We start from the raw sequence: 26,581 nt of genomic DNA, 5'->3' as shown, positions 1-26,581 counted from the left end.
AGGCCTAAAAAATCGTGATGACCGGATCATTTGAACTGTGTTTTTTTATCCGCCGGGCGGTATGGTATAAAAAAAACCGCCGGTGCTTTGCCTGACAAGGCCTTGTAATTCCAGCTTGAGCAGGGCACCTGACAGCGTGCCGGCCGGGAGTGACAGTTCTCTGGACAGTTCGTCAATATGAACCGGTATGACGCTGAGCGTTTTTAGAATACGACGTTGCTGTTCGGAAAGACCGTTAGGCGCGTTGTTATCCGGGCCGGGGGGCGTCGTTATCGAGGATGGCCCGCTTATCATCGGCGCAAGCGCTTCAATCACGTCCCGGGCCGAGTCGATCAGCATGGCGCCCTGTTTGATGAGCCCGTGTGCGCCGCTGCTTTTCATAGACCGAATGCTGCCGGGCACGGCGAATACCTCCCGATTTTGTTCAAGCGCCAGGCGTGCGGTGATCAGGGAGCCGCTTTTTGCGGCGGCTTCCACGATGATGGTGCCGAGACTCAGACCGCTGATAATCCGGTTTCTGGCGGGGAAATGATGCGGTTCGGGTTTGGCCTCAAGGGGAAACTCGGAGATGACGGCGCCGTTTTCCGCGATATTCATTGCCAGGCGCTCGTTTTCTCGTGGATAGATATTTAACAGCCCACTGCCCAAAACGGCTAGTGTTTTTCCTTTTCCCGCCAGTGCACCGTTATGGGCGGCCGTATCAATACCGCTTGCCAATCCGCTGACGACCGTGAAACCAGCCGCTGCGAGATCGCGGCATAACTGATATGTGACGGCCAGGCCGTATGAGGATGCCCGCCTGGAGCCGACCACGCTGATACATCGGCTCGTATCGCTGAGTGTGCCGTGAACATAGAGATAGGGTGGCGGGTCTGGAATCTCTTTTAAAAATGAAGGGTAATCCGCTGTGGTAAGGGGAACGAAGCGGCATTTTTTTCGGTGAATAAGATTCAATTCGTGGTGAATCGAATCCGTGTTTCTGTGTTGCCGTATATTGCCGGCCAATCGAGTTGATATGCCGTCCACCTGCATCAGCGCTTCCACAGAAGCGCCCAGCACGCGAGCCGGTGCCTGAAAATGTTCAATCAGCCTTTTTAACAGGACATTTCCGATGCCCGGCACACTTTTTAACATCAACCATGGCAGAACATTTTCCATGGGGTACCATCGCCATGTGAACTTATCTGTTTGTCACCAGCTTCAACTTTTGCTCCGCCTTGACCGCCGCCGAGCTGAAGGGGTAGTTTTTGATTGCCTTTTTCAGATAATCCGTTCCATTTTGGTTGTCTCCCAGTGCGAGATAGGAATAACCGAGTTTTAACAGGCTGTCCGGAACCTTATTGCCTTCCGGGTAGATAGTTAATACGGCTTTGAAAGACCGCACCGCGCCGGTATAATCCTTAAGCGCATATCGGCATTCACCGGCCCAGAACAGGGCGTTGTCGGCCAGATTATCACTTGGGTATCGGGCCGCAAAGGTGTCAAAACGTTCCATGGCGGGCTGAAAACGCCTGTTTTGGAAAAGGCCGTATGCCTCTTTATAAAGGGCGTCGGCATCCGGCGACTGTTTTGTTTTTACGGGGGGGGCAGGCTCTTTAAACGGGGGGGAAACCTCGAATGCGGCCGTAGTCGAGGGTGCCTGAGCTGTGAGCGCCCCTTCAGAAATATTGTCCACCGCGACCGGCCCGGTTGACACGGAAGCAGATCGTTGACTTTCGTTTTTCAGATCCTGAAGGGATCGTTGCTGAGAATCCACCATGAGCTGCAGAACCGACATGCGCTGAACAAGGGTGTCGACCTTTTCGTTTGTTTCCGCTACTTTTTTTTCGAGTGCGGCTATATCCGAGCTTTGTGAGGTAGAGGGCTGGTTATGCGCACATGAAAAAAGACCGAGTATAATCCATGGTGCGAAAAACATCACAACGGCTTTAATCATGATGAGCGCCTCTCGCTTTCAATTGATGTTCAGCCGCATTTGCCTTTTCCACCCTCAACCGACTATCGGCATATGAATAACGGATATGGCATCCCCCCATTATTTTTGTTTTCTGCTCCATGCCATCAGAATCGGGCTTGCAACATAAACCGATGAGTAGGTTCCCACGACAACGCCTATGGTCAGAGCAAAAGCGAAATCATGAATGATGCCGCCGCCCAGGATCAATAAAGCGATCAACACGATCAAGGTGGTGCCGGCGGTCAGCAAGGTCCGGCTGAGGGTTTCATTTACGCTGCGGTTAATGATGATGTCAAAAGGGCTTTTATGTTGTTTTTTCAAGTTTTCCCGAATTCGGTCGAATACGATGATGGTGTCGTTCAGGGAGTATCCCACGATGGTCAGCAGCGCTGCGACGATCGGCAGCGTGAACTCCTTGTCGAAAACGGCAAAAACGCCCACGGTAATGATGACATCATGAATCAGGGCCACAATGGCGCCCATGGCGTATTTGAGGCTCAGAATCCAGAACAGAACAAGGGTCAGCGCCAATGCCGCGGCAATCAGGTAGGGAATGCTGACGCCCAATAGGGAAAGAAAATACACGGTTCCGATCAGGGCCGCGGCCATGACGCCGCTGAGCATCCATTTCATTTCAAAACGGCCGGAGATATAAATGGCAATAAAAAGAAGCGTATAAAAGAGCGCAAAGGCGGCTTTTTCCCGAAGATCCTTGCCGACCTGCGGACCGACCATTTCGACTCGGCGAATTTCGACCGACCCGCCGCCCGCGGATGCCAGCGCGGCTTCAATCTGTTTCGTGTATTCCTCGATCGGCATATCGAACCGGTCTGTTCGAATCAAAAATTCATTGTCTTCGCGTTCGCCGAAGCGCTGCACGGAGGAGTGGCCAAGCTTCAGGGTGCCAAGGCCGGCCTTGATGTTGTCGATTGCCACCGCATTTTGGAATTTGATCTGAATGACGGTTCCGCCGGCAAAGTCGATGCCGTATTTGAGGCCTCCCTGAAACAGCAGCAGTAAAAATGTGATCAGAATACAGGCGGCGGAGACGGTATAGGCGATTTTGCGTTTTCCGATAAAATCGATGTTGATATCAGGCTTTATAAACTGCATGGATTATATCCTTTATAGCTCAGTACAGAAAATGTGGTCGGGTGCTGGTACGGTCCGTGCCGTTACAGGCGCGGATCTTCTGCCATTGCCGCAGCAAACGCTTGCCTAAATGCTCAGCGTTCTGGATTTTATTTTCACCAGATAGAGGTCGAATAAATATCGCGTGAATACCAGGGCGGTAAAAACACTTGATACAACACCTAAACTCAGTGTGACGGCAAAGCCTTTCACCGGTCCCGTACCGAATTGAAAGAGCACCAGCGCGGCGATCAGTGTGGTGACGTTGGCATCCAGAATCGTCAGCGTGGCCCGGTCATACCCGGCATCCACGGCGGCCATGGGCGATTTTCCGAGGGCCATTTCTTCACGTATTCTTTCAAAAATCAATACATTGGCATCTACGGCCATGCCGATGGTCAGAATAATACCGGCAATACCCGGCAACGTGAGGGTGGCTTGAAATGCAGCCAGCCCACCGGCGATCAACAAAATATTCAGTATCAGGGCCAGGTCGGCAACCAGCCCGGACCCCTTATAATAGATTGCCATGAAAACGACGACCAGGAGCCCCCCCACGAGCACGGAGACGATACCCTGGTGAATGGAGTCGGCGCCCAGGGAAGGGCCGACCGTCCGTTCTTCCAAAATCTTAACCGGTGCGGGCAGAGCGCCGGCCCGAAGGACGATGGCCAGATCATGGGCGTCATCCGCTGTGAAACGGCCCGTGATACGGGCTTTACCTCCCCCGATTCTTTCCTGAATCACCGGTGCGGTTTGCACCTTGTTGTCCAAAACAATGGCCAGGCGCTTATTAACATTGGCCTCGGTGATTTCGGCGAAAAGCCGGCTGCCTTTTTGATCGAAATCGATCGTGACATAGGGCTCGTTATACTGAGCGTCAATTTGAACCTTTGCGTCGATCAGCGAAGCACCGGTCAGCAGCGCCTTTTTTTTCAGCACAAAGGGGGTTTTGACGGTTCGCCCGGTTTCGGGATTGGTTTCGACTTCGTACAACAGTTCCGTGCCGGGCGGCAGATTTCCTTTCTCAGCGGCAGCGGTATCGGCGCCTTCCGCTACCAGCTTAAACTCCAGCAGCGCTGTCTGGCCGATCAGATCCTTGGCCCGGTTTGAATCCTTAATGCCCGGCATTTGAATCAGGAGCCGATTCTCACCCTGTCGCCGAATGTCCGGCTCGCTGACGCCGAACTGATCGATACGGTTGCGCATGGTCTCCAAGGCCTGATCCACTGCCAAGGTTTTCAGATGCGTGATTTCTTTTTCCGGAAGACCGTAGATGAAGATCGGCGTGTCGTTGTCTGTCGCGCGGGAAAGTTCTTTAAGCTCGGGAAACTCGGCATTCAGGAATTTTTCGTATTTATCCACCATATCCTGAGCGTTCAACTGAACCTGAATCTCGTTGCCCTTGATCCGCTCGATCTGTTTGTATCGAATCCCTTCTTTTTTCAGTAGGCTTTTCATCTCCTCGCTGGTTCGGTCGATTGTTCCCTCAACAGCCTTGTCCGTTTCCACCTCAAGAACCAGATGCATTCCCCCCAAAAGATCCAGCCCGAGATTTATTTTCTTATGAGGCCAGACACCGGGCTTGATCGTAGGCAGAATGTACACAAGCGCTGCCAGAACAATAACGACAGTAGCCGCCAATCTCCATGAAATGCTTTTCAATTGATCGTTTCCTTTCTTTCCTGCGCAACAAATTATCGGGTTGCCGCGAAACCTCTACCACAGGAAAGCCCCGTAAGGCTGATAGGCGCATTAAATAGGCCCATCATTCGGGGCTTTGGGTTTTACCATGTTAAATGGCGTTCAACCGCAGCTTATTTTTTTGGCGGTGGTGCTGTCTCGGTTGCGGGGACAGCGCCTGAAATACTTCCCCGCGTCACTTTGACACGGACCTTGTCTGCAATTTCCACGGTGAGCGTTGTTTCATCCATTCCGGTAATTCGGCCATGTATGCCGCCGGAGGTGATCACGCGATCCCCTTTTTTCAGGTTTTGAACCATCAACCGGTGTTCTTTGGCTTTCTTTTGTTGGGGGCGGATTAGCAGAAAATAAAAAATAACAAACATTAAAATCAACGGAACCAGGGCCGCAAAGCCTCCGCCTCCCTGTGCTCCGGCCGCACCCCCTTGGCCCATTGCATAAGCGATATTACCCAAGACAACCCTCCTTTGAATTAAGGGCCGGTTTTAAGCATGTATGTGTCGAGTGGTACGGCTTAAAACAGCCCTTTGAAAAAAAAACGGGACTCAGAAAAAAAATATCAATAGATCGGGGCTCATATACTTTAAATGCCGGATAAGGTCAAACACTTCGTGTCATTATTGAGCGGGTATCCATAAGGTTTCGCCATCGAATTGAATGTGGTCGATTCGCTTGTCATCAATTTGATCCAAAAGGGTGAAAACCCGACCCATATCAAAGATTACGATTTTGGTTAACGGTTGAATGGTATCCAAATCCACATCCAGTTTGCGTTCCCTGAGATTGTAGATGTAGACCATGTTCTCGGAAAATTTAAGTATTTTCCCGACGCCCGAACTAAACCCCCTGCGATTGGGCTCGTCGCTGACCAGCGAGAGCGCGATGCCCCGCTGTTTGAAATAATCCCTCAAAAACTGAAAATGTACATTCCAGATATTGTCCAATGGTTGCACAACATAGATGCCGTATGCATTGGCGTATGGCGCGGCATTGCCGTGATGCCCGGCCGCCGGTGAAGGCTCGGGAACGGCATTACCGACATTCTTTTCGACGATGTCGCCTTTTTTCAGCTGAATATGTTTCAGAATTTCCTGCATGGAAATCGTTGTGTCGCCGATTTTGACCGATTCATCCGCTTTGACGATAAGATCAACCCCCTTATCCATGCCGAATTGCGATTTTCGTTGCGCTGTGATCTCTTTGGAGGGAGCCTCCTTGCCGGCTTCTTCATAGGTGATCACCTGATTTTCAGGGATGGGCGCCGTTACCGGCCCGGTTTGCGCTTCAGGAAGCGTTTCGGGCTGTTTGCCATGCCATAGCGTGACGGCTGCAGCGATAACGGCAAGGATGAACGCGCCCAGCACCAGCAACGCCAGCCGACTGTTCGGATTATCAGATGGTTTTCGGCGCATGAATTGTTCCTTTTTACCCGGAATCGAAGTTGAAATTTTTGATACAGGATTACCCCGAACGTGTCAACACTGCTTAGTCCCGGCACACCTCGCATTCCCCTGGCACCATTTCAGGGTTGCCTTGTATTCGAATGGAAAGATTCCGGCGGACTTCCAGATCGATAATCTCTTTTCGCTTGCTGTTTAACAGGTAATCCGCGACATCCGGCGGTACGATGCCAAGGACCATGGGGCCACCGTCTTTCAATGTTTCAGAGCGGAGTTTTCGTAAAAAACTCAAGCTCAGGGATTCCTTGGAGGCCGTAATGCCTTTTCCCCGGCAATGCCGGCATGGTTCGTAGCTGCCGAATTCAATGGACGGTCGGATTCGCTGCCTTGACATTTCAATGAGTCCGAACTGGGAGATTTTTCCTACTTTTGAGCGAGCCCTGTCCTTTTTGAGGTGGGTTTTCAAGGTACGCTCGACCTCAAGCTTATGTTTGCCGTCCTTCATGTCAATAAAATCGAGTACAATCAGCCCGCCCAAGTCGCGAAGTTTTAATTGTCGAGCGATTTCCTCAGCGGCTTCCAGATTGGTTTCCAGCGCGGTATGCTCAATGGATTTCTGATGCGTCATTTTGCCCGAATTGACATCGATGGCCACCAGGGCTTCGGTTTGTTCGATGACGATCGACCCACCGGATTTTAGTTTTACCCGGTTTTCATAGATGGAGGCGATTTGCTCTTCAAGCTGGTATTTACTGAAAATTGGTTTGTCGCCCTTGTATAATTTAATGATGCGGGTGTTTTTCGGAGAGATAATATGAACAAAGTCCTTTACCTCTTTGTATATGTCTTCATTATCGATCAGAATTTCCGTGACATCTGGTGTAAAATAATCCCGAATCGATCGAACCGACAGATTTCTCTCCTTGTGAAGCAGCGCGGGCGCCTCTTCGCTGACCGCCTTGTCTTTAATGGTTTTCCAAAGCTTTAACAAGTATTTTAAATCATTTGCAAATAAGGTCTTTGAACCTTGAATGCCGGCCGTTCTGACAATGAGTCCGTACTCTTCCGGAACCTTTAAGTTGGCAATTATCTCCTTGAGTTTTTGCCGTTCCGCCTCATCTTCCAGTTTGCGGGTAATTCCTCTGTTTTTACTTCCCGGCATCAGGACGATGTGACGGCCCGCTAAAGAGATATAGGTGGTCAGCATGGCGCCTTTGCTGGCGACCGGGTCCTTGGTCACCTGTACAATCAGCTCCTGACCGCGCTTGATCTTCTGTTTGATTCCTTTTTCACCAGCTTGGTTTTCTTGAAAATAATCGCTATGAATTTCATGGTCTTGTAAAAAGCCGTGCCGCTCGGCCCCATAATCCACAAACGCGGCCTGCAGACTGGGTTCGACACGGGTGATAATCCCTTTGTAGATATTGCCATGAGTGATTTCCCGCATAGTGCTTTCGATCTGGAAGTCTTCTAGTTTGCTATCCAGCACATTTGCGATCCGGCATTCTTCCACATCGACGGCATTGATTAGAATTTTTCTGTTTGTCATATAATCGTTGTCTTTTTTCCTCCTTGGTTGATATGTCGCGTTAATGGCTGTTTCCCGGCAAAGACAGTTATAAGGTGTAACCCGGCCTTGAAATACAAAGCGCACACCGGGTTAACTTCCCTTTCCCGGGGGATGCCAATAAGATGGTAACTGCTCCTAATTTTTTGTTTTTTCCATAATTATGCAATTGTTTCCGACAAGTCAATTGATTTCTGATTGCGTTCCCCTGTTATTCCTTTGAAACTTACCGGCTTATATACCGGCTGAACGGAGTAGCGGCGGGGCAACTCATAGGCGCTTATTGAAGCTCAGCCCCACGCGGGTCTTTGGCATAGCCCCCCGATTACCCCCGGGCAATCGCATGTAGAAATGAACAGCCGGGAGCGAAAGCCTTGAGGGGGATCGGATGGAAGCTGCGGCACTGTTTGAACGCGTTCCGCGTGAGTTTGCCGCAGCTGGAATCTGATTTTTCTCAAGGCTGAAGCGGGCTATGGGGTACATGCGGTTGCCCGGGGGGAATGGATAAACGGATTGCTATTTACCTTGTATTATGGCATGGAAAACAGTTACTGAAAGCTGCCTCATGGCGGCGCAAAGCGCGATGAAAGCGTTGTGACATGTTAAATTCCCGTTTCCTGTCCTGGAGGTTTGGCAGCCGAAAGCCATCAGGCCGGCTACGGGAGAACCTATTCAGAGGGAAAAAGACGAATGGAAGAAAAGTACGAACCGGAACGTATTGAATCCAAATGGCAGAACTATTGGATAGACAACGGCCTCTTTAAAGTTCATGCGGATCCGGAAAAGGAGAAATACTATCTGCTGGAGATGTTCCCCTATCCTTCCGGCAATATTCATATGGGACATGTGCGCAATTATACCATCGGGGATGTGGTGGGACGGTATAAGCGAATGAAGGGATTTAACGTGTTGCACCCCATGGGGTGGGACGCATTTGGCATGCCGGCTGAAAACGCCGCCATTGCCCACAAAACGCACCCGGCCAAGTGGACCTACAACAATATCGACAAGATGCGCAGTCAGTTAAAGCGGCTGGGCCTTTCTTACGATTGGGACCGGGAGATAGCGACCTGTCGTCCGGAATATTATCGGTGGGAGCAATGGCTTTTTCTGAAAATGTATGAAAAAGGCATGGCGTATCGAAAAGAATCATATGTGAACTGGTGCGACACCTGTCAGACCGTTTTGGCAAACGAGCAGGTGGAGGCGGGGTTGTGCTGGCGATGCGGAAAACAGGTCTTTCAGAAAAAGCTGTGGCAGTGGTTCTTCCGAATTACCGAATATGCCGAAGATCTTCTGGTGTATTGCGACATGCTTCCCGGGTGGCCGGATAAGGTCATCAGCATGCAGAAAAACTGGATCGGGAAAAGCATCGGCGCTGAAATTCGGTTCCCCATCGAGAGCAGGGATGAAGTGCTGCCGGTATTTACCACACGGCCGGATACGGTTTTCGGCGCCACCTTTATGTGTCTGGCCCCTGAGCACCCGATGGTGCCCCGTCTTGCCGCAGGAACCGATTATGCCAACGCGGTGGATGAATTCATCTATCGAATTTCCATGCAGGATCGATCGTCCAAGGCCTTAGAATCCTATGAAAAGGAAGGCGTTTTCACGGGCGCTTATTGCATCAACCCCCTGAGCGGCAGACGGATGCCAGTTTACACGGCCAACTTTGTGTTGATGGAATACGGCACCGGCGCCATCATGTCGGTACCGGCTCATGATCAGCGGGATTTTGACTTTGCCCGAAAATACAGCCTGGATATTATTCCGGTGGTGCAGCCCAAAGGCGAGGGTTTGAACCCCGCTGCCATGAGCGAGGCTTATGCGGGCGAAGGCATCATGGCCAATTCGGGACAATTTGACGGCATGGAAAATAAATCGGCGCAGGATGCCATTGCCGCTTACCTGGAAGAAAATAACCAGGGGAAGAAAACGGTGAGCTTTCGACTTCGGGATTGGGGCATTTCAAGGCAGCGGTATTGGGGCGCACCCATTCCCATGATTCACTGCCCCGTTTGCGGCATTGTGCCGGTGCCGGAAGAAGACTTGCCGATTATTCTACCCGAGGATGCGGATCTTTTGGAAGGGGGCGGGTGTCCGCTGCCGACACTGGATTATTTTAAACGCACGACCTGCCCTAAATGCGGATTTGGCAATGCGCGCCGGGAGACGGATACCATGGACACCTTTGTGGAGTCGTCCTGGTATTTTGAGCGCTATTGCAGTCCCCGCTGCAATACCGGCATGTTCGAAAAAGCGGAGGTGGATTATTGGATGCCGGTGGACCAATACATCGGCGGTGTGGAACATGCCATACTTCATTTGCTTTATTCCCGGTATTTCACACGGGTTTTGCAGGCATTGGGTCTGGTCGATTATAAAGAGCCGTTTACCCGATTGTTGACGCAGGGCATGGTCTGCAAAGAGACGGTCGCCTGCCCGACGCACGGTTTTTTGCTGCCGGATGAGGCGGAGGAAGCAGACACCGGCCGGCAGTGTGTTCAATGCGGCCGGCCTGTGGTCGTGGGTCGTGTGGAGAAAATGTCAAAATCCAAAAAAAATGTCATTGATCCGAACTTGCTGCTCAACCATTACGGCGCCGATACCACCCGCCTGTTCTGTCTGTTTGCCGCGCCTCCGGAAAGGGATTTGGAATGGAGTGAAACCGGCGTGGAAGGGGGATTCCGGTTCCTAAACCGGGTGTGGCGCCTGGCCTATTCCTGGCTGAATGTGATCGGCGCCGAAGCCGCATACAGCGGACCTATGGAACATCTGGAAGGCGCCACAAAGGCGCTCTATAAAAAGACGCATGAGACCATTCGAAAGGTCGGTATCGATATCGAAGAACGGTTCCATTTCAATACGGCCATCAGCGCCATTATGGAACTGGTCAATGCCATGCATACGATGGAACCGACGGGGACGGAACCTCACACTGCCGGGGTATGCCGCACGGCGCTGGAATCGGTCGCGCTTCTTTTGGCGCCATTTGTGCCGCATTTTTCAGAGGAACTCCGGCAGGCGCTTGGCTATTCAACGAGCGTTTTACAGGCGCCGTGGCCCGAATACAGGGAGGATGCGCTGCTTCAAGATGATGTGGTGATCGTTGTGCAAGTAAACGGCAAGCTGCGACACCGGTTTACGATCAGTGCCGATGCCTCGGATGAAAAAATCAAACATATTGCGCTGACCGACGAGCGGGTTCTTAAATTTATCGAGCCGAAACCGATTCGAAAAGTGATCGTGGTTCAACACAAATTGGTCAATATCGTTGTTTAACAACCGGGAGTCCGTTGAGTCGGCTGGTCCGAAAATGCCGGCGGCGCAACGAACAAAAAGGATAAGAATGAGAAGATATTGGATTGGGTGGCTGGTGTTCGTGTTAATGATTTCGGGTTGCGGATACCGGTTGACCGGCGGCGGCGCCTTGCCAAAAGACGTCAAGCAAGTGTTTGTTGCCATGTTTGAGAATCGGACCGATGAAACCGGCGCGGAGAGCATTCTTACCAACGATCTCATTTACGAATTTACCCGAAATGGTACTTTGGCCGGCACAGAACATCGTGCGGACGCCCGGTTGGCCGGCGTAATTGAGTCCGTATCAAAAGGGACCATATCCCGCATCAGCACCAACACCTCGCAGGAGCGGCGTGTCAGCCTGGTGGTTTCACTTCGATTGACCGGTTCGGACGGCACGCTGCTATGGTCGAAACGGATGAGCGATAACGAGGTGTTTCTGGTGGAAATAGATAGGGAGACGACGGACCGAAACCGTCGTGCGGCCGTCAGAAAACTTTCCAAGCGATTGGCTGAGAAGGCCTACTATCGACTGACCGATCAGTTTTAGCCGCCGGGTTGGTATACCCGGCGGCCCTTTTCTATGCGGATACCGAATTGACCAGTTTGGCCAATCGTGAAATTTTTCGAGCGGCGGTGTTTTTATGCAAGATGTTGCTTTTGGAGGCCTTATCGATGACCGATTTTACCTCGTTGAGTTTCGCTGCCAATTCTTCGGCCGGCAGATCCTTGGCTGCCGTGCGCATCTCCTTGACAACATGTTTGACCCTTGATTTTACCGTTTTATTGCGTGACCGTTTGATGTCGTTTTGTTTTGCGCGTTTTAAAGCCGATTTATGATTTGCCAATGTAAGAAACTCCTTTCAATAATAATGGAAATTTTAAACCCAGTTAATTATCCAATGGCAGGGGGTCTGTCAAGCAATTTTATTGTCTGACGGTTGCCCTGGAAAGAGCATGTTGCGCTTTTTAGAAACTGGTTATGATGCAGGATAACCGAGAGGTAACCAAATCGGCCGGTCTGGTGGGCTTGCTGACGCTGCTGAGCAGAATTCTCGGATACATTCGGGATATGATGATGGCATGGTTTTTCGGCGCCGGCCTGTTTTCGGATGTGTTCATCGCCGTATTTCGAATTCCTGATTTTTCCCGCCGCCTGTTCAATGAAGGGGCCTTTGGCGTTGCGTTTATTCCGGTTTTTACGCGTTATATGACCCGAACGGGTTCCGAGGCTGCCTACGAATTTGCCGCCGCCACTTTCCGGTTTCTCTTGGTGCTACTCGGAGGGGCGGTGGTGGTGGGGGTTTTTTGTGCGCCTCTGGTTGTTTATCTGATCGCGCCGGGGTTCGCCGGTTTTCCGGAAAAATTCAACCTCGCGGTCATACTGGTTAAAATCATGCTGCCGTATATCGGTTTCATCGGGTTGGCGGCGCTCTGCATGGGAATATTAAATGGCGTGGGCCATTTTGCCGCGCCGGCGCTGGTGCCGGCCTTGCTGAACCTGACCATGATCGGTTCGATGCTGTTCATGGCGGTTATCTCTTCGGACAATACGCTGCGGATTCTGGGTTTGTCCGGGGGGGTGATTCTGGGGGGCGGGTTGCAGCTGATGTCCCAGCTTGCGGTGTTATTCAAAAAAGGCGTTATCATATTAAACCGCGGCCCTTTTTTTCATCCGGGTATAAAAGAGGTTGCAAGGTCGATGGCGCCTGCGGTTTTCGGGTTATCCGTCTTTCAGATCAATGTCCTTCTGGATACATTGTTGGCCTCGTTGCTGGGCGAAGGCGCTATTTCCTATCTATATTACGCAGATCGGCTGATTCAGTTCCCCCTCGGCATTTTTGCCGTTTCGATATCAACTGCGCTGTACCCTATGATTGCCAGGCAGGCGGCGCACAAGGACATGGCGGCGTTGATCGATTCCGTGAACCATTCCTTGAAACTCGTTTTATTTGTTTCCGTGCCCAGCATGGTCGGGCTGATCGTTATGCGGGAGCCGATCGTCGCCCTTCTTTTTAAGCGGGGAACCTTTGATGCCGCCATGACGAGATTGACGGCTCTGGCGCTTTTATATTATGGTATCGGTATCTGGTCGTTTGCCGCCGTTCGCGTGGTTGTATCCGTTTTTTATGCGATGGGGGATGCTCGGACACCGGTGAAGGCGGGGATTGTGGCTATTGGGATGAACCTTTGCCTTGGTATTTTACTCATGCGCATGATGTCGTATGGCGGGCTTGCCCTGGCAACCTCTTTATCTTCAATGCTGAATCTGTGGTTGTTGGCCGATGCCTTAAAGCGAAAAATTGGAAAGTTGAGGACAGCTGCGGTCGTTCAATCCGTTTGCCGTTCCGGTTTATGCGCGGTTTTGATGGGGGGTGCCGTTCATCTGTTTTTGCCCTCCGGAGATATGGGAACGACGTTGCTCGCCTTGCGCGTATGCGGGAGCATTCTGTTAGGCTTTTCGGTTTATACCGCGCTTTCATTTGTGTTGAACAGAGCCACATTATTGCGGGCTGTTCAAATAATGAAGTAGGACCCATTCGGAAAAAACATGTTTTTCATATGATCAAAGGGGACGGAAATCGAATGATATGAGCGGAAGGCAGAAGGTTTTGTTGTGCGTGGTCGTGCTGGTGATTTTCATCATGTCCCTGCGTATTCTTTGGGGCGATAACGGCTTGGTGGATCTGATGCAAAGCCGAAAAGAACGAGAGCGGATTGCGGAAAAGAACGAATCCATTCGCCGGGAAAACGTGAACCTGTATAGAGAAATCGAGCGCCTTAACAAGGACCCGGAATATCTGGAAGAAGCGGTCAGAAAAGAATCAAATATGATTAAACCCGGAGAGATCGTCGTCCGAATGAAAGCTGAAAAGGAAGCTGATAAATGAAAACCGACCCCACGTTGCTGGTGACGGCCACTTTGGCAAAAGCCTATGCAGACCAAGGGTATTTGAACCAAGCGGCCAAGATTTATCGGCAGTTGCTGAAAGCGCATCCGGATCACGAAAATTATGCAACGGCATTGCGTGTGCTCGAGCAAAAACTGGATCAAGGCAAGCCGGCATCCGATCAGTTGCTGATTGAACTGCTCTCTACCTGGATTGATCTGGAAACAGGATATGCAAGGTTGGCGCGGCTTAGAGCGGCTCTTGGCAGACAGCGCGCCAAATGATGCGCGTTGGGGTGTCGCCCCGGTATTGGGGGTTCGTGCACGGAAACGGTATGCCGGCATGTTGATGGGGCGACGAGGCGACGGGTTGTCAAAATGGACTGTTTCAAGGTGATAGAAATATTTCAATTCTAAAATTCGTGCACGTGCACGCGCACGTGTACGTTTACGTGCACGGTTAACCACGCCGATACCAAGAAAGGTGTCGGCGACGAGGCCCCTTTCAGGGGGGCTTAAGGGTTTTTGCAAAATGTCGACATCGGTATTGCGAAACAAAAGTATTGTCCTGGGTGTATCCGGCGGCATCGCGGCATACAAGGCCGTCGAACTGTTACGGCTTCTGCAAAAACAGGGGGCGGATGTTCGGGTCATGATGACCCGGAATGCCGAATGGTTCGTGGGGCCCATGACCTTTGAGGCCATATCGGGGCACCCCGTGTGCACGAGCCTGTTTGAACTCGGAAAAGAGGCCAGCATTCAGCACATTGAATGGGCGGACAGGGCTGATGCCGTGGTGGTTGCGCCGGCCACGGGCAATATCATCGGGAAACTGGCCAACGGTATTGCCGACGACGCCTTGAGCACCTTTTTGATGGCCGTGACCAAACCACTGATTCTATGCCCGGCCATGAACACGCATATGTTTGAAAGTCGCGCGACGCAACGCAATCTTGCCACGCTTCGATCGGACGGTGTGTTTATTATCGAACCGGGTGTGGGCGAGATGGCCTGCGGAACGACGGGACCCGGGCGATTGCCCGAACCTGCGGAAATTCTGGATCGCATCTGCGCCATTTTAACCCCCAAAGACCTGGCCGGGAAAAAGGTGCTGGTTTCCGCGGGACCGACTCAGGAGGCGATCGATCCGGTCCGGTTTATCAGCAACCCCTCAAGCGGTAAAATGGGCTATGCCATTGCCCGGGCCGCCGAGTATCGGGGCGCGTCGGTGACGCTGGTGGCCGGCCCCACGTCGCTGCCGGATCCGACGGGCGTTTGCGTGATTCATGTGAGATCAGCTGCCGATATGGCGCAAGCCGTGTTTTCGTGCATGGACGCTTCGGATGTCATTATCAAGTCCGCCGCTGTCTCGGATTATCGGCCGGTGGCGCCTGCTGCTCACAAGATCAAAAAGAATAAGGACAGCATGAGCCTTACCTTGGAGAAAAATCAGGACATTCTGTTCTCGCTCGGGCAGAGAAAAAAGCATCAGGTATTGGTGGGCTTTGCCGCGGAAACGCAGGACCTTGAAACCTATGCGACCGGCAAGCTCGAAAAAAAGAATCTCGATATGATTGTGGGCAACCTGATCGGGCATTCAGGGTCCGGTTTTGCCGTGGATACCAACCGGGTCACCTTTTTTTACAGGGACGGTGCCAGTGAATCCTTGCCGCAAATGAGCAAGGACGAGGTCGCCGATACCCTGCTTGACCGAATTTGTGAGCGACTCCTTACATGAATGGTTCCGGTCTTTATACGCTCTTGGGCGAGATCGAGCACACGCTTCGCTATATGGCGCAAACCGGGTGCACCGGATTTGATATCTCGGCGGATCAGATGGAACGGTTGCGCGGCTGGGGAAAAGGAGCGCCAAGCGAAACGAGAGAAACCTTGTCGAATGTTCAGAAGGACTTGGGAGTGTGCCGGCGGTGCCCGCTTCACCGGGGCAGGCGCCATATTGTTTTTGGTGAGGGCAACCCGAAGGCGCGGCTGGTTTTTGTAGGAGAAGGCCCCGGCTTTGACGAGGATCAGCAGGGAAGACCCTTTGTCGGTGCGGCCGGAAAGCTGCTGACGCGGATCATCGAAGCCATGGGCCTCTCGCGGGAGGATGTTTATATTTGTAACATCGTAAAATGCCGACCCCCTGAAAACCGCAATCCGCTACCTGAAGAAATCGCCCAGTGCACCCCGTTTCTGGTTCGACAGCTTCGGGCGATTCAACCTGCCTATATCTGCGCGCTCGGTAAGGTGGCCGCTCAGTTTCTGTCTCAGAGCCAACGGCCCATATCCGCGTTACGTGGCCGGTTTTTCGACTATCACGGTATGAGCGTAATGCCCACGTTTCACCCGGCGTTTTTACTTCGAAATCCGGAAAAAAAGCGGGAGGTCTGGGAAGACATTCAGCAAGTGATGCGACGACTCGGACTTAGCGTGCGAGGAAAGAAACCATGAAAAACCGAACCGTCATTTTTGGGTTATGGCTGGTGATCTTTTGGGGTTTGGGTCAACCTGCTCGGGCGGCGAGCGGGGACGTTTATGTGATGACCCTCAGCGGAAGTATCAATCCCGGCGTGGCCGAGTTTGTTCAAAGCGGTGTTCAAAAGGCGGTGGCGGAAAATGCGGCTTGCCTGATCATTCAGCTTGATACGCCCGGGGGCTTGGCGGAATCCATGAGACAGATCGTTCAGTCAATTCTCGGCAGCCCGGTTCCTATCGTTGTGTATGTTTCGCCTGCGGGCGCCAGGGCGGCTTCCGCCGGCGTGATGATTACCATTGCGGCCGATATCGCCGCGATGGCGCCGGGAACCAATATCGGGGCGGCGCATCCGGTGAATGCCGGCGGCAAGGACATCGATGAGACCATGAGCGCAAAGGTCACCAATGACATGGTGGCGCATGCCAGAAGTGTTGCGGAAAAGCGGGGGCGTAATGCCGACTGGGTGGAAGCGGCCATTCGGGACAGCGTGTCCGTTACCGAAACCGAAGCGCTTAAAAAAATGGTTATTGACCTAGTGGCCAAGGACGTAAAGGACCTCATCGCGCAGATTGACGGAAAAGAGATTCTCGGCAAAGGAAAGCTTAACTTGGCCGACGCCGCCATTGAACCGATAGTGGAAAATCTTCGAACGAAGGTTTTAAAAACCATCAGTGATCCCAACATCGCCTACATTCTCATGATGATCGGCCTTGCTGGGCTATATTTCGAGATGTCGCACCCGGGGGTTGTGCTGCCGGGGGTCATTGGCGCGGTTTGTCTGGTCCTGGCCTTTTTTGCCTTTCAAACCCTGCCGGTGAATTATGCCGGCATTCTTCTGATATTATTGGCCCTGGTCTTTTTCTTCCTTGAGCTCAAAGTCACCAGTTACGGAATGCTCAGCATCGCGGGCATCGGTTCGCTGTTACTGGGCTCATTGATGCTGTTTGAAGGGGGAGAAAAGGATCCGGGCATGCGCCTGGCCTGGACCGTGTTGCTTCCGACGGTGTTTTTGGTGTCGGGCTTTTTTGTGTTGATTGCGGGACTGGTGGTTCGATCCCAGATGTCGCAGCCCAGAACCGGCGCCAGTGGCCTGATCGGTGAGATCGGTGTGGTGAAAACGCCGCTGACGCCGAACGGTAAGGTGTTTGTTCATGGTGAATTATGGCACGCCACCGCCGCATCTCCTATCGAAGCCGGTGTTCGTGTCCGCGTAACCAAGGTGACCAATCTGGTTCTGGAAGTGGAAAAAGCGGAATAAAACCAAGACAGGGGCGACCGGTCGCTCGTCCCGTTGACAAAACGCAACCTTTACTCATGGAGGCATAACCGATGTTTAATGTTTTTTATTTGCTGGTTCCGATCATTCTGTTTCTCTGGTCCGCCATCAAGGTTCTTAATGAGTACGAACGGGGCGTGATTTTCAGGCTGGGCCGTGTCATCAAGGCAAAAGGACCGGGCTTGATCATTCTGATTCCGGTGGTCGATAAAATGGTCAAAGTCAGCATGCGGCTGGTGGCCATGGATGTAGACCCCCAGGATGTGATCACCCGGGACAATGTATCGGTGAAAGTCAATGCCGTGATCTATTTCCGGGTGATCGACCCTATCAAGGCCATCGTGGAAGTGGAAAACTACAGCTATGCCATGAGCCAGTTGGCACAGACCACCCTTCGAAGCGTCTGCGGCCAGGCCGAGCTGGATGAGTTGCTGTCGGCTCGGGAAAAAATCAATTCGGAACTTCAGGAAATTCTCGACACCCATACCGACCCCTGGGGAGTCAAGGTGGCGACGGTTGAATTAAAGCACATCGATCTGCCCCAGGAGATGCAGCGTGCCATGGCCAAACAGGCCGAGGCCGAACGTGAGCGTCGCGCCAAAGTGATCAATGCCGAGGGTGAGTATCAGGCCGCCACAAGATTGGCCGATGCGGCCACGATCATTCAGGAACATCCCATGGCTTTGCAGCTTCGGTATTTGCAGACCATGCGCGAGATGTCCTCGGAAAATAGTACCACCACGATTTTTCCCTTTCCGCTGGATCTGTTTAAACCGTTCACAAGATTGGTAGACGCATTGGAGAAAAAGAGCGCGGGTTGAAAACGGATGCGTTGACGGTCCTTTTGCCGCATCGATAGGCATGGCGCTGAAATGGTTTGTTTTCACCCCCTGAGTGTTGTATGGATGGCTAATTACGTTGTGGTATTTGAGTGCTGCTATCTTAATCAGAAAGGAGTTTGCCGTAAATGGGCGACAAAGAAAAGACGAAGGAAAAACCACTGGAAAAAATGACGGCCAAGGACCTTCGGGAGATGGCAATGGGGCTTCCCGGGATTACCGGTGCGCACGGAATGAACAAACCGGAGTTGATATCGGCAATCAAACAGGCCAAGGGTATCACCGAAGAGAAATCCTCGATCAAGGATGTCGTTGTCCGTGATGTTAAAGTCAAGATCGGAGTCCTGAAGGGAAAACGCGTCGAAGCGCTTGCCGCTAAAAATGCAAAGATGGCAACACGGTTTCGACGTCAAATCAGTAAACTGAAGAAAAAAACACGTCGGGCCGCCTGATAAGTCGACCCGGGCACCACCGGCTGATGGGGGGATCGACTCCTTTATCAGCCGGTTTCATATTGAGGCATATGTTAAATACAACCATGATCACAGCACCATTTATACCCCCGTCCGCAGTCGCGTTTGACATCGACGGTGTGATTGCCGACACCATGACGTTATTTCTTGAAATCGCGAGACAGGATTACGCGATAGAAGGCATCCGGCTATCCGATATCACCAGTTACGACCTTGCAGAATGTCTCAAGATCGACACCGGCATTTTAAATGAAATCTCACTGAAAATTATTGACGGCGCTTATCGAACACCGCTGAAGACCATGCCCGGTGCCGCATCGGTTCTTTCGATGATTGCCGGGTGCCACAGTCCGGTTCTGTTTGTCACGGCCCGGCCGTATCCAGGCCCCATCATTGATTGGATTTCCGAAAATATAGGGTTGAGACCGGAACAAATCGATATGATCACCACCGGTTCTTTTGAAGGAAAAGCAGAAACGCTTCTGGACCGGGGAGTTTCTTATTTTGTTGAGGACAGGCTTGAAACCTGTTTCCATCTTTCCACGGTCGGCGTAACGCCGATCGTATTTCAACAGCCATGGAACCGTCGGCCGCACCAATTTTTAGAGGTGAATGGTTGGTCGGCCTTGGGTGGTTTGATTGATACGAAAAGCAACGGGTGTGCATGAGTGAGCCCCTTTCCTCTTTGATTGACGCATTTTCCGATTACCTTTCTGCTGAAAAAGGGTATTCTCACCATACGGCCAGATGTTACCGGCATGATCTGAGAGAATTTTACGCCGTGGTTTCAGGGGGGGTACTTAAAAGAGGCGGTTCTGCAGCCGTGCTTCCCGAGCAGATTACCGCCCTGGATATCAGGGCTTATTTGGGCGTGCTGTATCAAAAAAAGAATGAGAAAACCACGATTGCCCGAAAGCTTGCAGCCATTCGAACGTTTTTTAACTATCTTGAAAAACATGGTATTATTCAAATCAACCCATCCGAATCGGTGGTAACGCCCAAGCAGAACCGGTCTATTCCGGTATGGCTTCCGGTGGATGATATGTTCCGCCTGTTGGATGCCATGAATGATGTTACCCTATTGGGGTTGAGAAACCGGGCGATTTTTGAAACCATCTATTCCTGCGGCATTCGGGTTTCAGAGGCCGCCGGGCTGAATGTGGAAGATGTGGATGTCACCGGTCGCACCGCGCGGGTCAAAGGCAAAGGCGCCAAGGAACGGATAGTGCCCATCGGTCGCGTTTCCCTGGAACACATCGGCGCCTATCGCAGACAATTGGGACGGGAGATGGGAATCGGGGAAGAGAGTCGGGGGGCGCTTTTTTTGAACAACCGGGGCAAGCGGTTGACCACCCGGTCCATGGGGCGAATTCTGGAGAGTGTTTCAAGAAAATGCGGCATTCCCATGCCTGTCTCTCCACATGCCTTAAGGCATTCCTTTGCGACACACCTGCTGGATGCCGGCGCGGATTTAAAGGTTGTTCAGGAACTGCTGGGGCATAAAAGCTTGTCCACAACCCAAAAGTACACCCATGTCAGTATCAGCCGGCTCATGGAAACCTACGACAAGTCGCACCCGAGAAAATAATTGAAAGCGCGCGTACCGGTGGAACCGCGTGGTTAACCGCATATGGCCGCCCGATGCCCATTGGAACGCCGGGCAGGAGAAAAGATAAAATGAACTCAAGGAGATAACCGTTGAAAATACATTCTGTTACCTTAATGCTGATTTATGGATGGGTGGCGATGGCAGGGTCTGGATTGACCATTGCGGCGGAGTGTCTTGCCGAAGGGAAACCGGTGGAGACGGCATTTTTGCTTTCTCAGACAGACCGTCAAGTCCCTGTCGATTCCAATGCGGAGATCGAAGCTGATGATGATGATGAGGAGGACTTCCCTGATGAAGAAAATGGCGGTTTGCCTGTTTCGGTTCGAGTGGCGGACCCTCTGGAACCATGGAATCGCGCCATGTTCGTGTTTAATGACAAAGCCTATTTTTGGGTACTAAAGCCCGTTGCGCAGGGATATAAGGCGGTGATGCCCACGTTTTTCAGGGAATGCATCGGCAATTTCTTTAATAATCTGAAAACCCCGGTGCGCTTGGCCAATTGCATATTACAGGCGAAAGCCGAAGCAAGCGTCTGTGAGCTGGGGCGATTTTTATGCAATACGACCGTCGGCGTCCTCGGTTTCGGCAACCCGGCCCGCAAGTACCCGAAGCTTAATCCCGATGAGGAGGATTTCGGGCAGACATTGGGACGATACGGCATCGGGCACGGCATATACCTGGTCTGGCCGCTTCTGGGCCCGTCTTCTCTGCGGGATACCGTGGGGTTTGGGGGGGATCGTTTTCTGAAACCGCTCACTTATCTTGAACCATGGGAGGTGGCTTTGGCCGCCAATGTCGTGGATAAGATCAATCGGACCTCCCTGGTGATCGGCGATTATGAAGCCTTTAAAGATAGCGCGTTTGAACCTTATTCCGCGGCCAGGGATGCCTACCTTCAATATCGTAAAGGAAAAGTGGAAAAATAGCGTTGATACGCTTCTATAAAATAGGTCGATTGATTCGGCATATGGTTTCCCGTGCCCTTTGACTGTCACCATTTTTACCACGGTGAAAAAAAAGGGTTGAAAACGGAATCGGCGTCGTAAAAAGAACTTCGATTATAACGATTCGTAATTAAAATAAAAATATTTTATTTAGCGGGTGGAATGGCTTTTGCTTATTCGATGGCGATGGTGAATGAATTGAATTGACCGATACAAAGGAGCGAGGTGACCCCATGAAACCGATCCGCAAGATAATGGTGGCAATTGATTTTTCAGTTTATTCCTTACCTTCATTGCAGTATGCGGCTAACTTGGCCGAAGGCCTCAAGGCGGAATTGCTGTTGGTCCATGTAACCAACGAGAGAGACTTATATGTTGTCAGGAAAGTTTCCAGCGATTTTTCAGACTTCCTCTATGAGAAGTATATCGAACAAAATGAAAAGGACCGTCAGATTCAGCTCGATAACCTCATCAAGGCGGCCGGATGCGGAGAACAGATGGTGATAACCAAGATGTTTCGAACCGGCGTGCCGTTCGAAGAATTACTGGCGGCCATAGAAGAAACTGACGCTGATTTGCTGGTGATGGCGACCAAAGGCAGATCAAATCTGGCCGATTCCATCATCGGCTCCTGCGCTCAAAAAATGTTTCGCAGGAGTCCGGTTCCGCTGCTTACCATCAGAGGCGATTTATAGGACTAACGATTAAGCGCCCCAAACCCGCTTTTTTCGGATGATTCCGGCAAATGAGACCGCACCTTACCAATAGTATCGGGGAGGCCAGCTCCGACGCCGGGAGTTGGCCATGTCCCATCGGATTATCAACGCCGCATCCCGTGGTTAATGGCGGGTGACTTGGGTCCCATGCAATATATGCCACAGTGCACTCGAAAGGTGAATGAAGATGACGGCGGTTTTTGCATGGACGCCGCTATATTCATTCCAATTTATATTTTTCTCTGAGCGTTCCGGACAGAAATTTAATGGTTTCAAAGGCTTTTTCCACTGTTTTTTCCTTGTCCGGATTTACCAGGCAGCATGTGGCGGGAGATAATAGGCTTTTTTCCAGCAGCAAGTGCCTGTCAACCCCCTTTTTTTCCAGAACACGCCACACCGACAATAGCTTTTCTATCAGGGACGCGGCGTTTTCCTTTTCAAAATTTTCAAAGCCCGTCGGTACGATTCCCCAGACAATGACGCCCCCTTTATTTAAAAATCGAGTGATGGACGAGGCGTACGAAGAGAAAATTTCCGCATTGCTGTAAAGATCCATCGAGAGAATATCCATATCGAGGTTCAGCAGAAAATCCCAATCGGGATTTCCGCAAAGATGAATGCCCCGGGGTCTGTCGACTTGCGAAAAAAAGAGGTCCAGGTCCGCCTTTGCTTTAGCGTCCCCGTAACCGGACAGTGCTGAAAACAAGAACTGCAATCCGGGCTCATCGACAAACATGAAGGCGTTTTCATTAAGCGCTTTTAAACGGCCAAGTTGCACATTAATCCGCTTGGCCATGAATTCAAACATAAATGGCCGGACACTGTCATCAAACAGGATCGGCCGATTATCTTGATCCAGAATGTTAAACCCGAAACTGATAGGCCCTTCGAGTTGCCCCCGTATGGCGGCCCGGTCGGAAAAATCTTTGGACAAAAACGAGTGGTACACCGCCGAGTAGGTTTTGCTTACATCGAAATAGGCCGGTTCATCAAAGTGGCTCATGGTCTCTTCGATTTCCTCGATAAATTTATCGATGGAAAAACGAAGGGTTCTGTTTTCCATGTCCAGCAGAATACCAGGGAAATGCTCCGCTGCCTGAACATACATATCCTCATAATAATTATAATTGGGCAACTGCGGCCAAAAAGGAATGTCCAGGGACATGGCGACGTCCAAGGCGCGCGTGATGTCCGTATGCGGCATCACCGCCATGGCGGTGGTGAGAAGTTTTCCCGGAATCGGCATGTGACGCTTCCTTAATTGATAAATAATAGCTTTCGGGATTGAATGATCAACGGTGCATTTTTTTAGGAGTCTATAATTTTTGCCCGAATGCCGCAAGCCCGTTTTCATTTTGATAAAAAAAGATTGACAAAACCATTTGGCGAAGCTAAAAGGTAATCATATGTTTAATTATATTTTTGATTAAGTCTGCCCTGGGTGTTGCCGCCACCGCGTCCCACAATGGAAGATTAATACGGTTTAAGCAGATAAGCACCCAATATCAGCTTTTTTTCGTGTATTTTTACCTCTGAAGTAAAAACCGGCCGGGAACGCGCAAGTTGCAATGATAGCCCCTTGTAGTGAGTTGGATGAGGAAATGTGGGGCAACAAAAAGTGGTTTTTTATCCATGATTCAATCCAATTTAAAAAAACCTTCTATCTTACCAGTTACTACAGGCGTTGTGTACGGTATGCATACAGGTAACAACATAGGTTATAATGTGCCTCTTCGAGGCAGGCTACTATGAGCCTGTTAATCGTTTCCATCTGTTTATGCAAAAAGTATGCGGAATCATGGCAAAAGAGGTTATATTTGTTGGTATACTATTAATTACCTTAAAAACAGGGGGGTATTAATTTTGAGCCAAATAAAAGCGCCCATGCCAGGGAAGATAATCGATTTAAAAGTTCGCGAAGGTGATACCGTTTCTGAAGGTGATACCGTCGTTGTTCTTGAAGCGATGAAAATGGAAATGCCTATTATTGCGAAATTTTCAGGCATCGTAAGGAAGATTAATTGCAAAATAGCCGACGCCGTTGCTCGCGATGCCGTACTAATCGTCATTGAATGATTTTTTTTTCGCCCTTTCGAAAGCGGGCTTTTATAGCGGTTAGATTGACATATGCTCGTATCCTTAAAATTAAGAACAAGCACAGACACTTTGAAAAAAAAATTGTAGCGCCTGACTATAACAGGCGGATGATAATGGAGGTATAGTGTGAAGATCCTGGTTACAGCCAAACGGGTTACTGACCCTGAGATGAAAATCATTATAAAATCTGACGGGTCAGGAATTGAGTTGTCGAGCATGAAATACAAAATCAACCCTTTTGATGAAATCGCCATAGAGGAGGGTCTGCGGATCAAAGAGGCCAAAGGCGGCGAAGTGGTGATAGTGAGCATCGGTACCGAGGAATCTCAGCTTGAAATTCGAAGCGGTTTATCCATGGGATGTGATCGCGGCGTTCTAGTGGTATCCGATGACAATTTAGACTCCGATACAGTCGCCCGTATCTTGTTCAAAGTGATTGAAGACGAAAAGCCGAATCTGGTACTCATGGGAAAACAAGCAGTAGATATTGATGACAATCAATGCGCTCAGCTATTAGCCGAATATCTTGGGTGGGGCCAAGCCTGTTTCGCTTCAAAAATAGATATAGATGGTACCATCGCCAAAGTACATCGCGAAGTGGATGGCGGTACTGAAGTGGTTGAAATCGATTTGCCAGGGATTATCAGCACGGATCTACGGCTAAACGAACCCCGTTATGCCAAATTGCCGGATGTTTTGAAGGCAAAGAAAAAAGAAATTAAAAAAATTTTCCCTGCTGAGTTAGGTGTCGATACAACTCCGAAGGTAGTGATCAAAAAGTTTGCCAAACAACCACAGCGCAAGTCCGGGCGTATTGTCGAAGATATAGCCGAACTGGTTAGCGCCCTAAAGGATGAAGTGAAAATTATTTAACTGAGCATAGAAATATTTCTTCGGCTGCTGATCAGCGGTTTGGCGAAAAGTATAAGGAGACAGTAACGATGGCAAGCATCTGTATAGTTGCAGAGCATCAAAAAGGCAAACTGAAAAAAGCCACTCTTAATTCAATATTTTTTGGCAAGGAAGCTGCGGAAAAACTCGGAGCTGAGCTTCACATTTTAGTTATCGGTTTCGGAATTGATGGCGTCGTTGATGAATTGAAAGGTTTCGGAGCTTCAAAGATACATGTGGCAAATGCTTCGGCCCTAGAAAATTATACCGCAGAGACATGGGGGCATATAACAGCCGAAGTTGCGAAATCCTGCGATGCAAAGATAGTTGGTATGAATGCAAGTACTACCGGAAAAGACCTCATGCCTCGCGTTGCTGCCAAGCTTGAAGCCGGGATGGCATCCGGCATCATTGGCTTTGATGGCGAGTGTTTTACTCGTGAGATGTGGGCCGGCAACGCCGTCGCGACGGTCGAAATAAAGACAGACATTAAGATCGTTACGATACAGAGCACCGCATTTGCGATAGCAGAACCTACCGGAGGCGATACACCGGTTGAATCTTTAAGTGTTTCGCTTCCTGAAACCAAAACTCGATTTATCGAAATGCATGAAGCGAAAAGTAACCGTCCAGATCTATCGGAAGCGAAAGTCGTTATCTCTTTCGGCCGAGGCATCAAAAGTGGCGAAAACATAAAACTAATCGAAGATCTCGCCGACCTTTTCGGAGCTGCTATAGGGGCAACGCGAGCTGCAGTGGATGCCGGATGGACGTCAAATGATCTTCAAGTTGGGCAAACCGGCAAGATTGTCGCCCCAGAGCTTTATGTGGCGATTGGTCTTTCAGGTTCAATGCAGCACATTGCCGGCATGAAAAACAGTAAAGTAATTGTGGCAATTAATAAGGATGAAGAAGCGCCAATTTTTCAGATAGCCGACTTTGGCCTTGTGGCTGACCTGTTTAAGGCTGTACCTGATTTCATAAAAACTCTCAAAACAACATTTAATAGGGCTTGATGATCTCTAAAAAACAACTTAACAAAACAACCTAATCCACCAGAGCCGGATGCTGGGATGCATAAAACCCATCTTTCACCTTCGGCGAATATACATGCAAAAGCGTGCATGTTTCTGGTAAAGGGTCTAACAGCTTAAAAAATGCTTAATAGCATTATTGGCATAAGGTCAATGCCGTTTCCTTAACAATTTGTTTTGTATTCATAGAAAAATCGATGTTGTTTGACCCTGTGTCGCCTTGGAAATTTTCTGTTGGGTCTCACGGATTCTGTCGTCTGAATGAATATGGTTCTTA

General features: G+C 50.5%; 26 protein-coding genes. 17 read left to right on the top strand and 9 right to left on the bottom strand.

The window, feature by feature from the left end; translation table 11 throughout:
• Window positions 1-45 precede the first annotated feature (45 nt).
• From dprA to RBT11_18090, 7 genes are all read right to left on the bottom strand, one after another.
• Window positions 46-1,158 (bottom strand): DNA-processing protein DprA, encoded by a 1,113-nt coding sequence (gene dprA, locus RBT11_18120; protein ID MDX9788700.1) that lies wholly within the window; start codon window positions 1,156-1,158, stop codon window positions 46-48.
• Window positions 1,159-1,180: 22 nt separating this feature from the next.
• Window positions 1,181-1,936 (bottom strand): tol-pal system protein YbgF, encoded by a 756-nt coding sequence (ybgF, locus tag RBT11_18115; protein MDX9788699.1) that lies wholly within the window; start codon window positions 1,934-1,936, stop codon window positions 1,181-1,183.
• A 99-nt stretch (window positions 1,937-2,035) separates the two neighbouring features.
• Window positions 2,036-3,070 (bottom strand): protein translocase subunit SecF, encoded by a 1,035-nt coding sequence (gene secF, locus RBT11_18110; protein ID MDX9788698.1) that lies wholly within the window; start codon window positions 3,068-3,070, stop codon window positions 2,036-2,038.
• A 105-nt stretch (window positions 3,071-3,175) separates the two neighbouring features.
• Window positions 3,176-4,753: a protein translocase subunit SecD gene (secD, locus tag RBT11_18105; GenBank protein MDX9788697.1), complete on the bottom strand. Its 1,578-nt coding sequence runs from the start codon at window positions 4,751-4,753 to the stop codon at window positions 3,176-3,178.
• 152 nt (window positions 4,754-4,905) lie between these two features.
• A complete protein-coding gene (yajC, locus tag RBT11_18100) occupies window positions 4,906-5,247 on the bottom strand; it encodes a preprotein translocase subunit YajC (protein MDX9788696.1) in 342 nt (113 codons plus the stop codon).
• A gap of 162 nt (window positions 5,248-5,409) precedes the next feature.
• Complete coding sequence (locus RBT11_18095) at window positions 5,410-6,204, bottom strand: hypothetical protein (protein ID MDX9788695.1); 795 nt, start codon at window positions 6,202-6,204, stop codon at window positions 5,410-5,412.
• Window positions 6,205-6,277: 73 nt separating this feature from the next.
• The gene (locus tag RBT11_18090; GenBank protein ID MDX9788694.1) at window positions 6,278-7,741 is read right to left on the bottom strand and encodes an Rne/Rng family ribonuclease; all 1,464 of its coding nucleotides are present in this window, start codon (window positions 7,739-7,741) and stop codon (window positions 6,278-6,280) included.
• 708 nt (window positions 7,742-8,449) lie between these two features.
• Between RBT11_18090 and leuS the strand changes: the two genes are divergently transcribed.
• Window positions 8,450-11,041, top strand: a complete 2,592-nt coding sequence (gene leuS / locus RBT11_18085; GenBank protein ID MDX9788693.1) for a leucine--tRNA ligase — start codon at window positions 8,450-8,452, stop codon at window positions 11,039-11,041.
• Window positions 11,042-11,108: 67 nt separating this feature from the next.
• Window positions 11,109-11,609 (top strand): LptE family protein, encoded by a 501-nt coding sequence (locus RBT11_18080; protein MDX9788692.1) that lies wholly within the window; start codon window positions 11,109-11,111, stop codon window positions 11,607-11,609.
• Between the two features lie 31 nt (window positions 11,610-11,640).
• On the opposite strand, the gene rpsT is transcribed toward RBT11_18080, so the two are convergent.
• Window positions 11,641-11,907 (bottom strand): 30S ribosomal protein S20, encoded by a 267-nt coding sequence (gene rpsT, locus RBT11_18075; protein MDX9788691.1) that lies wholly within the window; start codon window positions 11,905-11,907, stop codon window positions 11,641-11,643.
• 134 nt (window positions 11,908-12,041) lie between these two features.
• Here rpsT and murJ point away from each other — a divergent pair, with 134 nt between their 5' ends.
• From murJ to RBT11_18015, 12 genes are all read left to right on the top strand, one after another.
• A complete protein-coding gene (gene murJ / locus RBT11_18070) occupies window positions 12,042-13,592 on the top strand; it encodes a murein biosynthesis integral membrane protein MurJ (GenBank protein ID MDX9788690.1) in 1,551 nt (516 codons plus the stop codon).
• A 58-nt stretch (window positions 13,593-13,650) separates the two neighbouring features.
• Window positions 13,651-13,950: a septum formation initiator family protein gene (locus RBT11_18065; GenBank protein MDX9788689.1), complete on the top strand. Its 300-nt coding sequence runs from the start codon at window positions 13,651-13,653 to the stop codon at window positions 13,948-13,950.
• Window positions 13,947-14,234, top strand: coding sequence for a hypothetical protein (locus RBT11_18060; GenBank protein MDX9788688.1), 288 nt, complete (start codon window positions 13,947-13,949; stop codon window positions 14,232-14,234). The genes RBT11_18065 and RBT11_18060 overlap by 4 nt, the downstream gene beginning before the upstream one ends.
• Window positions 14,235-14,481: 247 nt before the next feature.
• Window positions 14,482-15,687: a bifunctional phosphopantothenoylcysteine decarboxylase/phosphopantothenate--cysteine ligase CoaBC gene (coaBC, locus tag RBT11_18055; protein ID MDX9788687.1), complete on the top strand. Its 1,206-nt coding sequence runs from the start codon at window positions 14,482-14,484 to the stop codon at window positions 15,685-15,687.
• Window positions 15,684-16,400 carry a uracil-DNA glycosylase gene (locus RBT11_18050; GenBank protein MDX9788686.1) on the top strand — a complete coding sequence of 239 codons (717 nt, stop codon included), beginning with the start codon at window positions 15,684-15,686 and terminating at the stop codon, window positions 16,398-16,400. Before coaBC ends, RBT11_18050 begins: the two co-directional genes overlap by 4 nt.
• Window positions 16,397-17,683, top strand: coding sequence for a nodulation protein NfeD (locus RBT11_18045; GenBank protein MDX9788685.1), 1,287 nt, complete (start codon window positions 16,397-16,399; stop codon window positions 17,681-17,683). The genes RBT11_18050 and RBT11_18045 overlap by 4 nt, the downstream gene beginning before the upstream one ends.
• Before the next feature lie 71 nt (window positions 17,684-17,754).
• Window positions 17,755-18,522 (top strand): slipin family protein, encoded by a 768-nt coding sequence (locus RBT11_18040; GenBank protein MDX9788684.1) that lies wholly within the window; start codon window positions 17,755-17,757, stop codon window positions 18,520-18,522.
• 146 nt (window positions 18,523-18,668) lie between these two features.
• Complete coding sequence (locus tag RBT11_18035; GenBank protein MDX9788683.1) at window positions 18,669-18,992, top strand: Rho termination factor N-terminal domain-containing protein; 324 nt, start codon at window positions 18,669-18,671, stop codon at window positions 18,990-18,992.
• Between the two features lie 71 nt (window positions 18,993-19,063).
• On the top strand, window positions 19,064-19,681 hold the full coding sequence (locus RBT11_18030) for a haloacid dehalogenase (protein ID MDX9788682.1): 618 nt from the start codon (window positions 19,064-19,066) through the stop codon (window positions 19,679-19,681).
• Window positions 19,678-20,601 (top strand): tyrosine recombinase, encoded by a 924-nt coding sequence (locus RBT11_18025; GenBank protein MDX9788681.1) that lies wholly within the window; start codon window positions 19,678-19,680, stop codon window positions 20,599-20,601. The genes RBT11_18030 and RBT11_18025 overlap by 4 nt, the downstream gene beginning before the upstream one ends.
• Before the next feature lie 110 nt (window positions 20,602-20,711).
• Complete coding sequence (locus tag RBT11_18020; GenBank protein MDX9788680.1) at window positions 20,712-21,548, top strand: VacJ family lipoprotein; 837 nt, start codon at window positions 20,712-20,714, stop codon at window positions 21,546-21,548.
• Between the two features lie 251 nt (window positions 21,549-21,799).
• Entirely contained in the window at window positions 21,800-22,261 is a 462-nt protein-coding gene (locus RBT11_18015; protein ID MDX9788679.1) for a universal stress protein, read from the top strand.
• Between the two features lie 241 nt (window positions 22,262-22,502).
• On the opposite strand, the gene RBT11_18010 is transcribed toward RBT11_18015, so the two are convergent.
• Complete coding sequence (locus tag RBT11_18010) at window positions 22,503-23,528, bottom strand: hypothetical protein (protein ID MDX9788678.1); 1,026 nt, start codon at window positions 23,526-23,528, stop codon at window positions 22,503-22,505.
• Between the two features lie 617 nt (window positions 23,529-24,145).
• On the opposite strand from RBT11_18010, the gene RBT11_18005 reads away from it, so the two are divergent.
• From RBT11_18005 to RBT11_17995, 3 genes are all read left to right on the top strand, one after another.
• Complete coding sequence (locus RBT11_18005) at window positions 24,146-24,358, top strand: acetyl-CoA carboxylase biotin carboxyl carrier protein subunit (GenBank protein MDX9788677.1); 213 nt, start codon at window positions 24,146-24,148, stop codon at window positions 24,356-24,358.
• A gap of 147 nt (window positions 24,359-24,505) precedes the next feature.
• A complete protein-coding gene (locus tag RBT11_18000; protein ID MDX9788676.1) occupies window positions 24,506-25,252 on the top strand; it encodes an electron transfer flavoprotein subunit beta/FixA family protein in 747 nt (248 codons plus the stop codon).
• A gap of 68 nt (window positions 25,253-25,320) precedes the next feature.
• Window positions 25,321-26,286, top strand: a complete 966-nt coding sequence (locus RBT11_17995) for an electron transfer flavoprotein subunit alpha/FixB family protein (GenBank protein MDX9788675.1) — start codon at window positions 25,321-25,323, stop codon at window positions 26,284-26,286.
• Window positions 26,287-26,581: the final 295 nt, after the last annotated feature.

It is taken from the genome of Desulfobacterales bacterium, assembly GCA_034003325.1.
GTDB lineage: Bacteria > Desulfobacterota > Desulfobacteria > Desulfobacterales > JAFDDL01 > JAVEYW01.
The sequence above is the reverse complement of the archived record's forward strand: the minus strand, read 5'-3'. Positions and strand labels throughout refer to the sequence as shown.

Coding starts and splice junctions, on each gene's coding strand:
- ybgF (MDX9788699.1), bottom strand. CDS start 1,936: ATGATTAAAGCCGTTGTGATGTTTTTCGCACCATGGATTATACTCGGT.
- RBT11_18015 (MDX9788679.1), top strand. CDS start 21,800: ATGAAACCGATCCGCAAGATAATGGTGGCAATTGATTTTTCAGTTTAT.
- coaBC (MDX9788687.1), top strand. CDS start 14,482: ATGTCGACATCGGTATTGCGAAACAAAAGTATTGTCCTGGGTGTATCC.
- RBT11_18035 (MDX9788683.1), top strand. CDS start 18,669: ATGGGCGACAAAGAAAAGACGAAGGAAAAACCACTGGAAAAAATGACG.
- RBT11_17995 (MDX9788675.1), top strand. CDS start 25,321: ATGGCAAGCATCTGTATAGTTGCAGAGCATCAAAAAGGCAAACTGAAA.
- RBT11_18010 (MDX9788678.1), bottom strand. CDS start 23,528: ATGCCGATTCCGGGAAAACTTCTCACCACCGCCATGGCGGTGATGCCG.
- RBT11_18080 (MDX9788692.1), top strand. CDS start 11,109: ATGAGAAGATATTGGATTGGGTGGCTGGTGTTCGTGTTAATGATTTCG.
- RBT11_18030 (MDX9788682.1), top strand. CDS start 19,064: ATGTTAAATACAACCATGATCACAGCACCATTTATACCCCCGTCCGCA.
- dprA (MDX9788700.1), bottom strand. CDS start 1,158: ATGGAAAATGTTCTGCCATGGTTGATGTTAAAAAGTGTGCCGGGCATC.
- leuS (MDX9788693.1), top strand. CDS start 8,450: ATGGAAGAAAAGTACGAACCGGAACGTATTGAATCCAAATGGCAGAAC.
- RBT11_18095 (MDX9788695.1), bottom strand. CDS start 6,204: ATGCGCCGAAAACCATCTGATAATCCGAACAGTCGGCTGGCGTTGCTG.
- RBT11_18045 (MDX9788685.1), top strand. CDS start 16,397: ATGAAAAACCGAACCGTCATTTTTGGGTTATGGCTGGTGATCTTTTGG.
- secF (MDX9788698.1), bottom strand. CDS start 3,070: ATGCAGTTTATAAAGCCTGATATCAACATCGATTTTATCGGAAAACGC.
- RBT11_18025 (MDX9788681.1), top strand. CDS start 19,678: ATGAGTGAGCCCCTTTCCTCTTTGATTGACGCATTTTCCGATTACCTT.
- murJ (MDX9788690.1), top strand. CDS start 12,042: ATGATGCAGGATAACCGAGAGGTAACCAAATCGGCCGGTCTGGTGGGC.
- RBT11_18065 (MDX9788689.1), top strand. CDS start 13,651: ATGAGCGGAAGGCAGAAGGTTTTGTTGTGCGTGGTCGTGCTGGTGATT.
- RBT11_18050 (MDX9788686.1), top strand. CDS start 15,684: ATGAATGGTTCCGGTCTTTATACGCTCTTGGGCGAGATCGAGCACACG.
- RBT11_18090 (MDX9788694.1), bottom strand. CDS start 7,741: ATGACAAACAGAAAAATTCTAATCAATGCCGTCGATGTGGAAGAATGC.
- RBT11_18040 (MDX9788684.1), top strand. CDS start 17,755: ATGTTTAATGTTTTTTATTTGCTGGTTCCGATCATTCTGTTTCTCTGG.
- RBT11_18060 (MDX9788688.1), top strand. CDS start 13,947: ATGAAAACCGACCCCACGTTGCTGGTGACGGCCACTTTGGCAAAAGCC.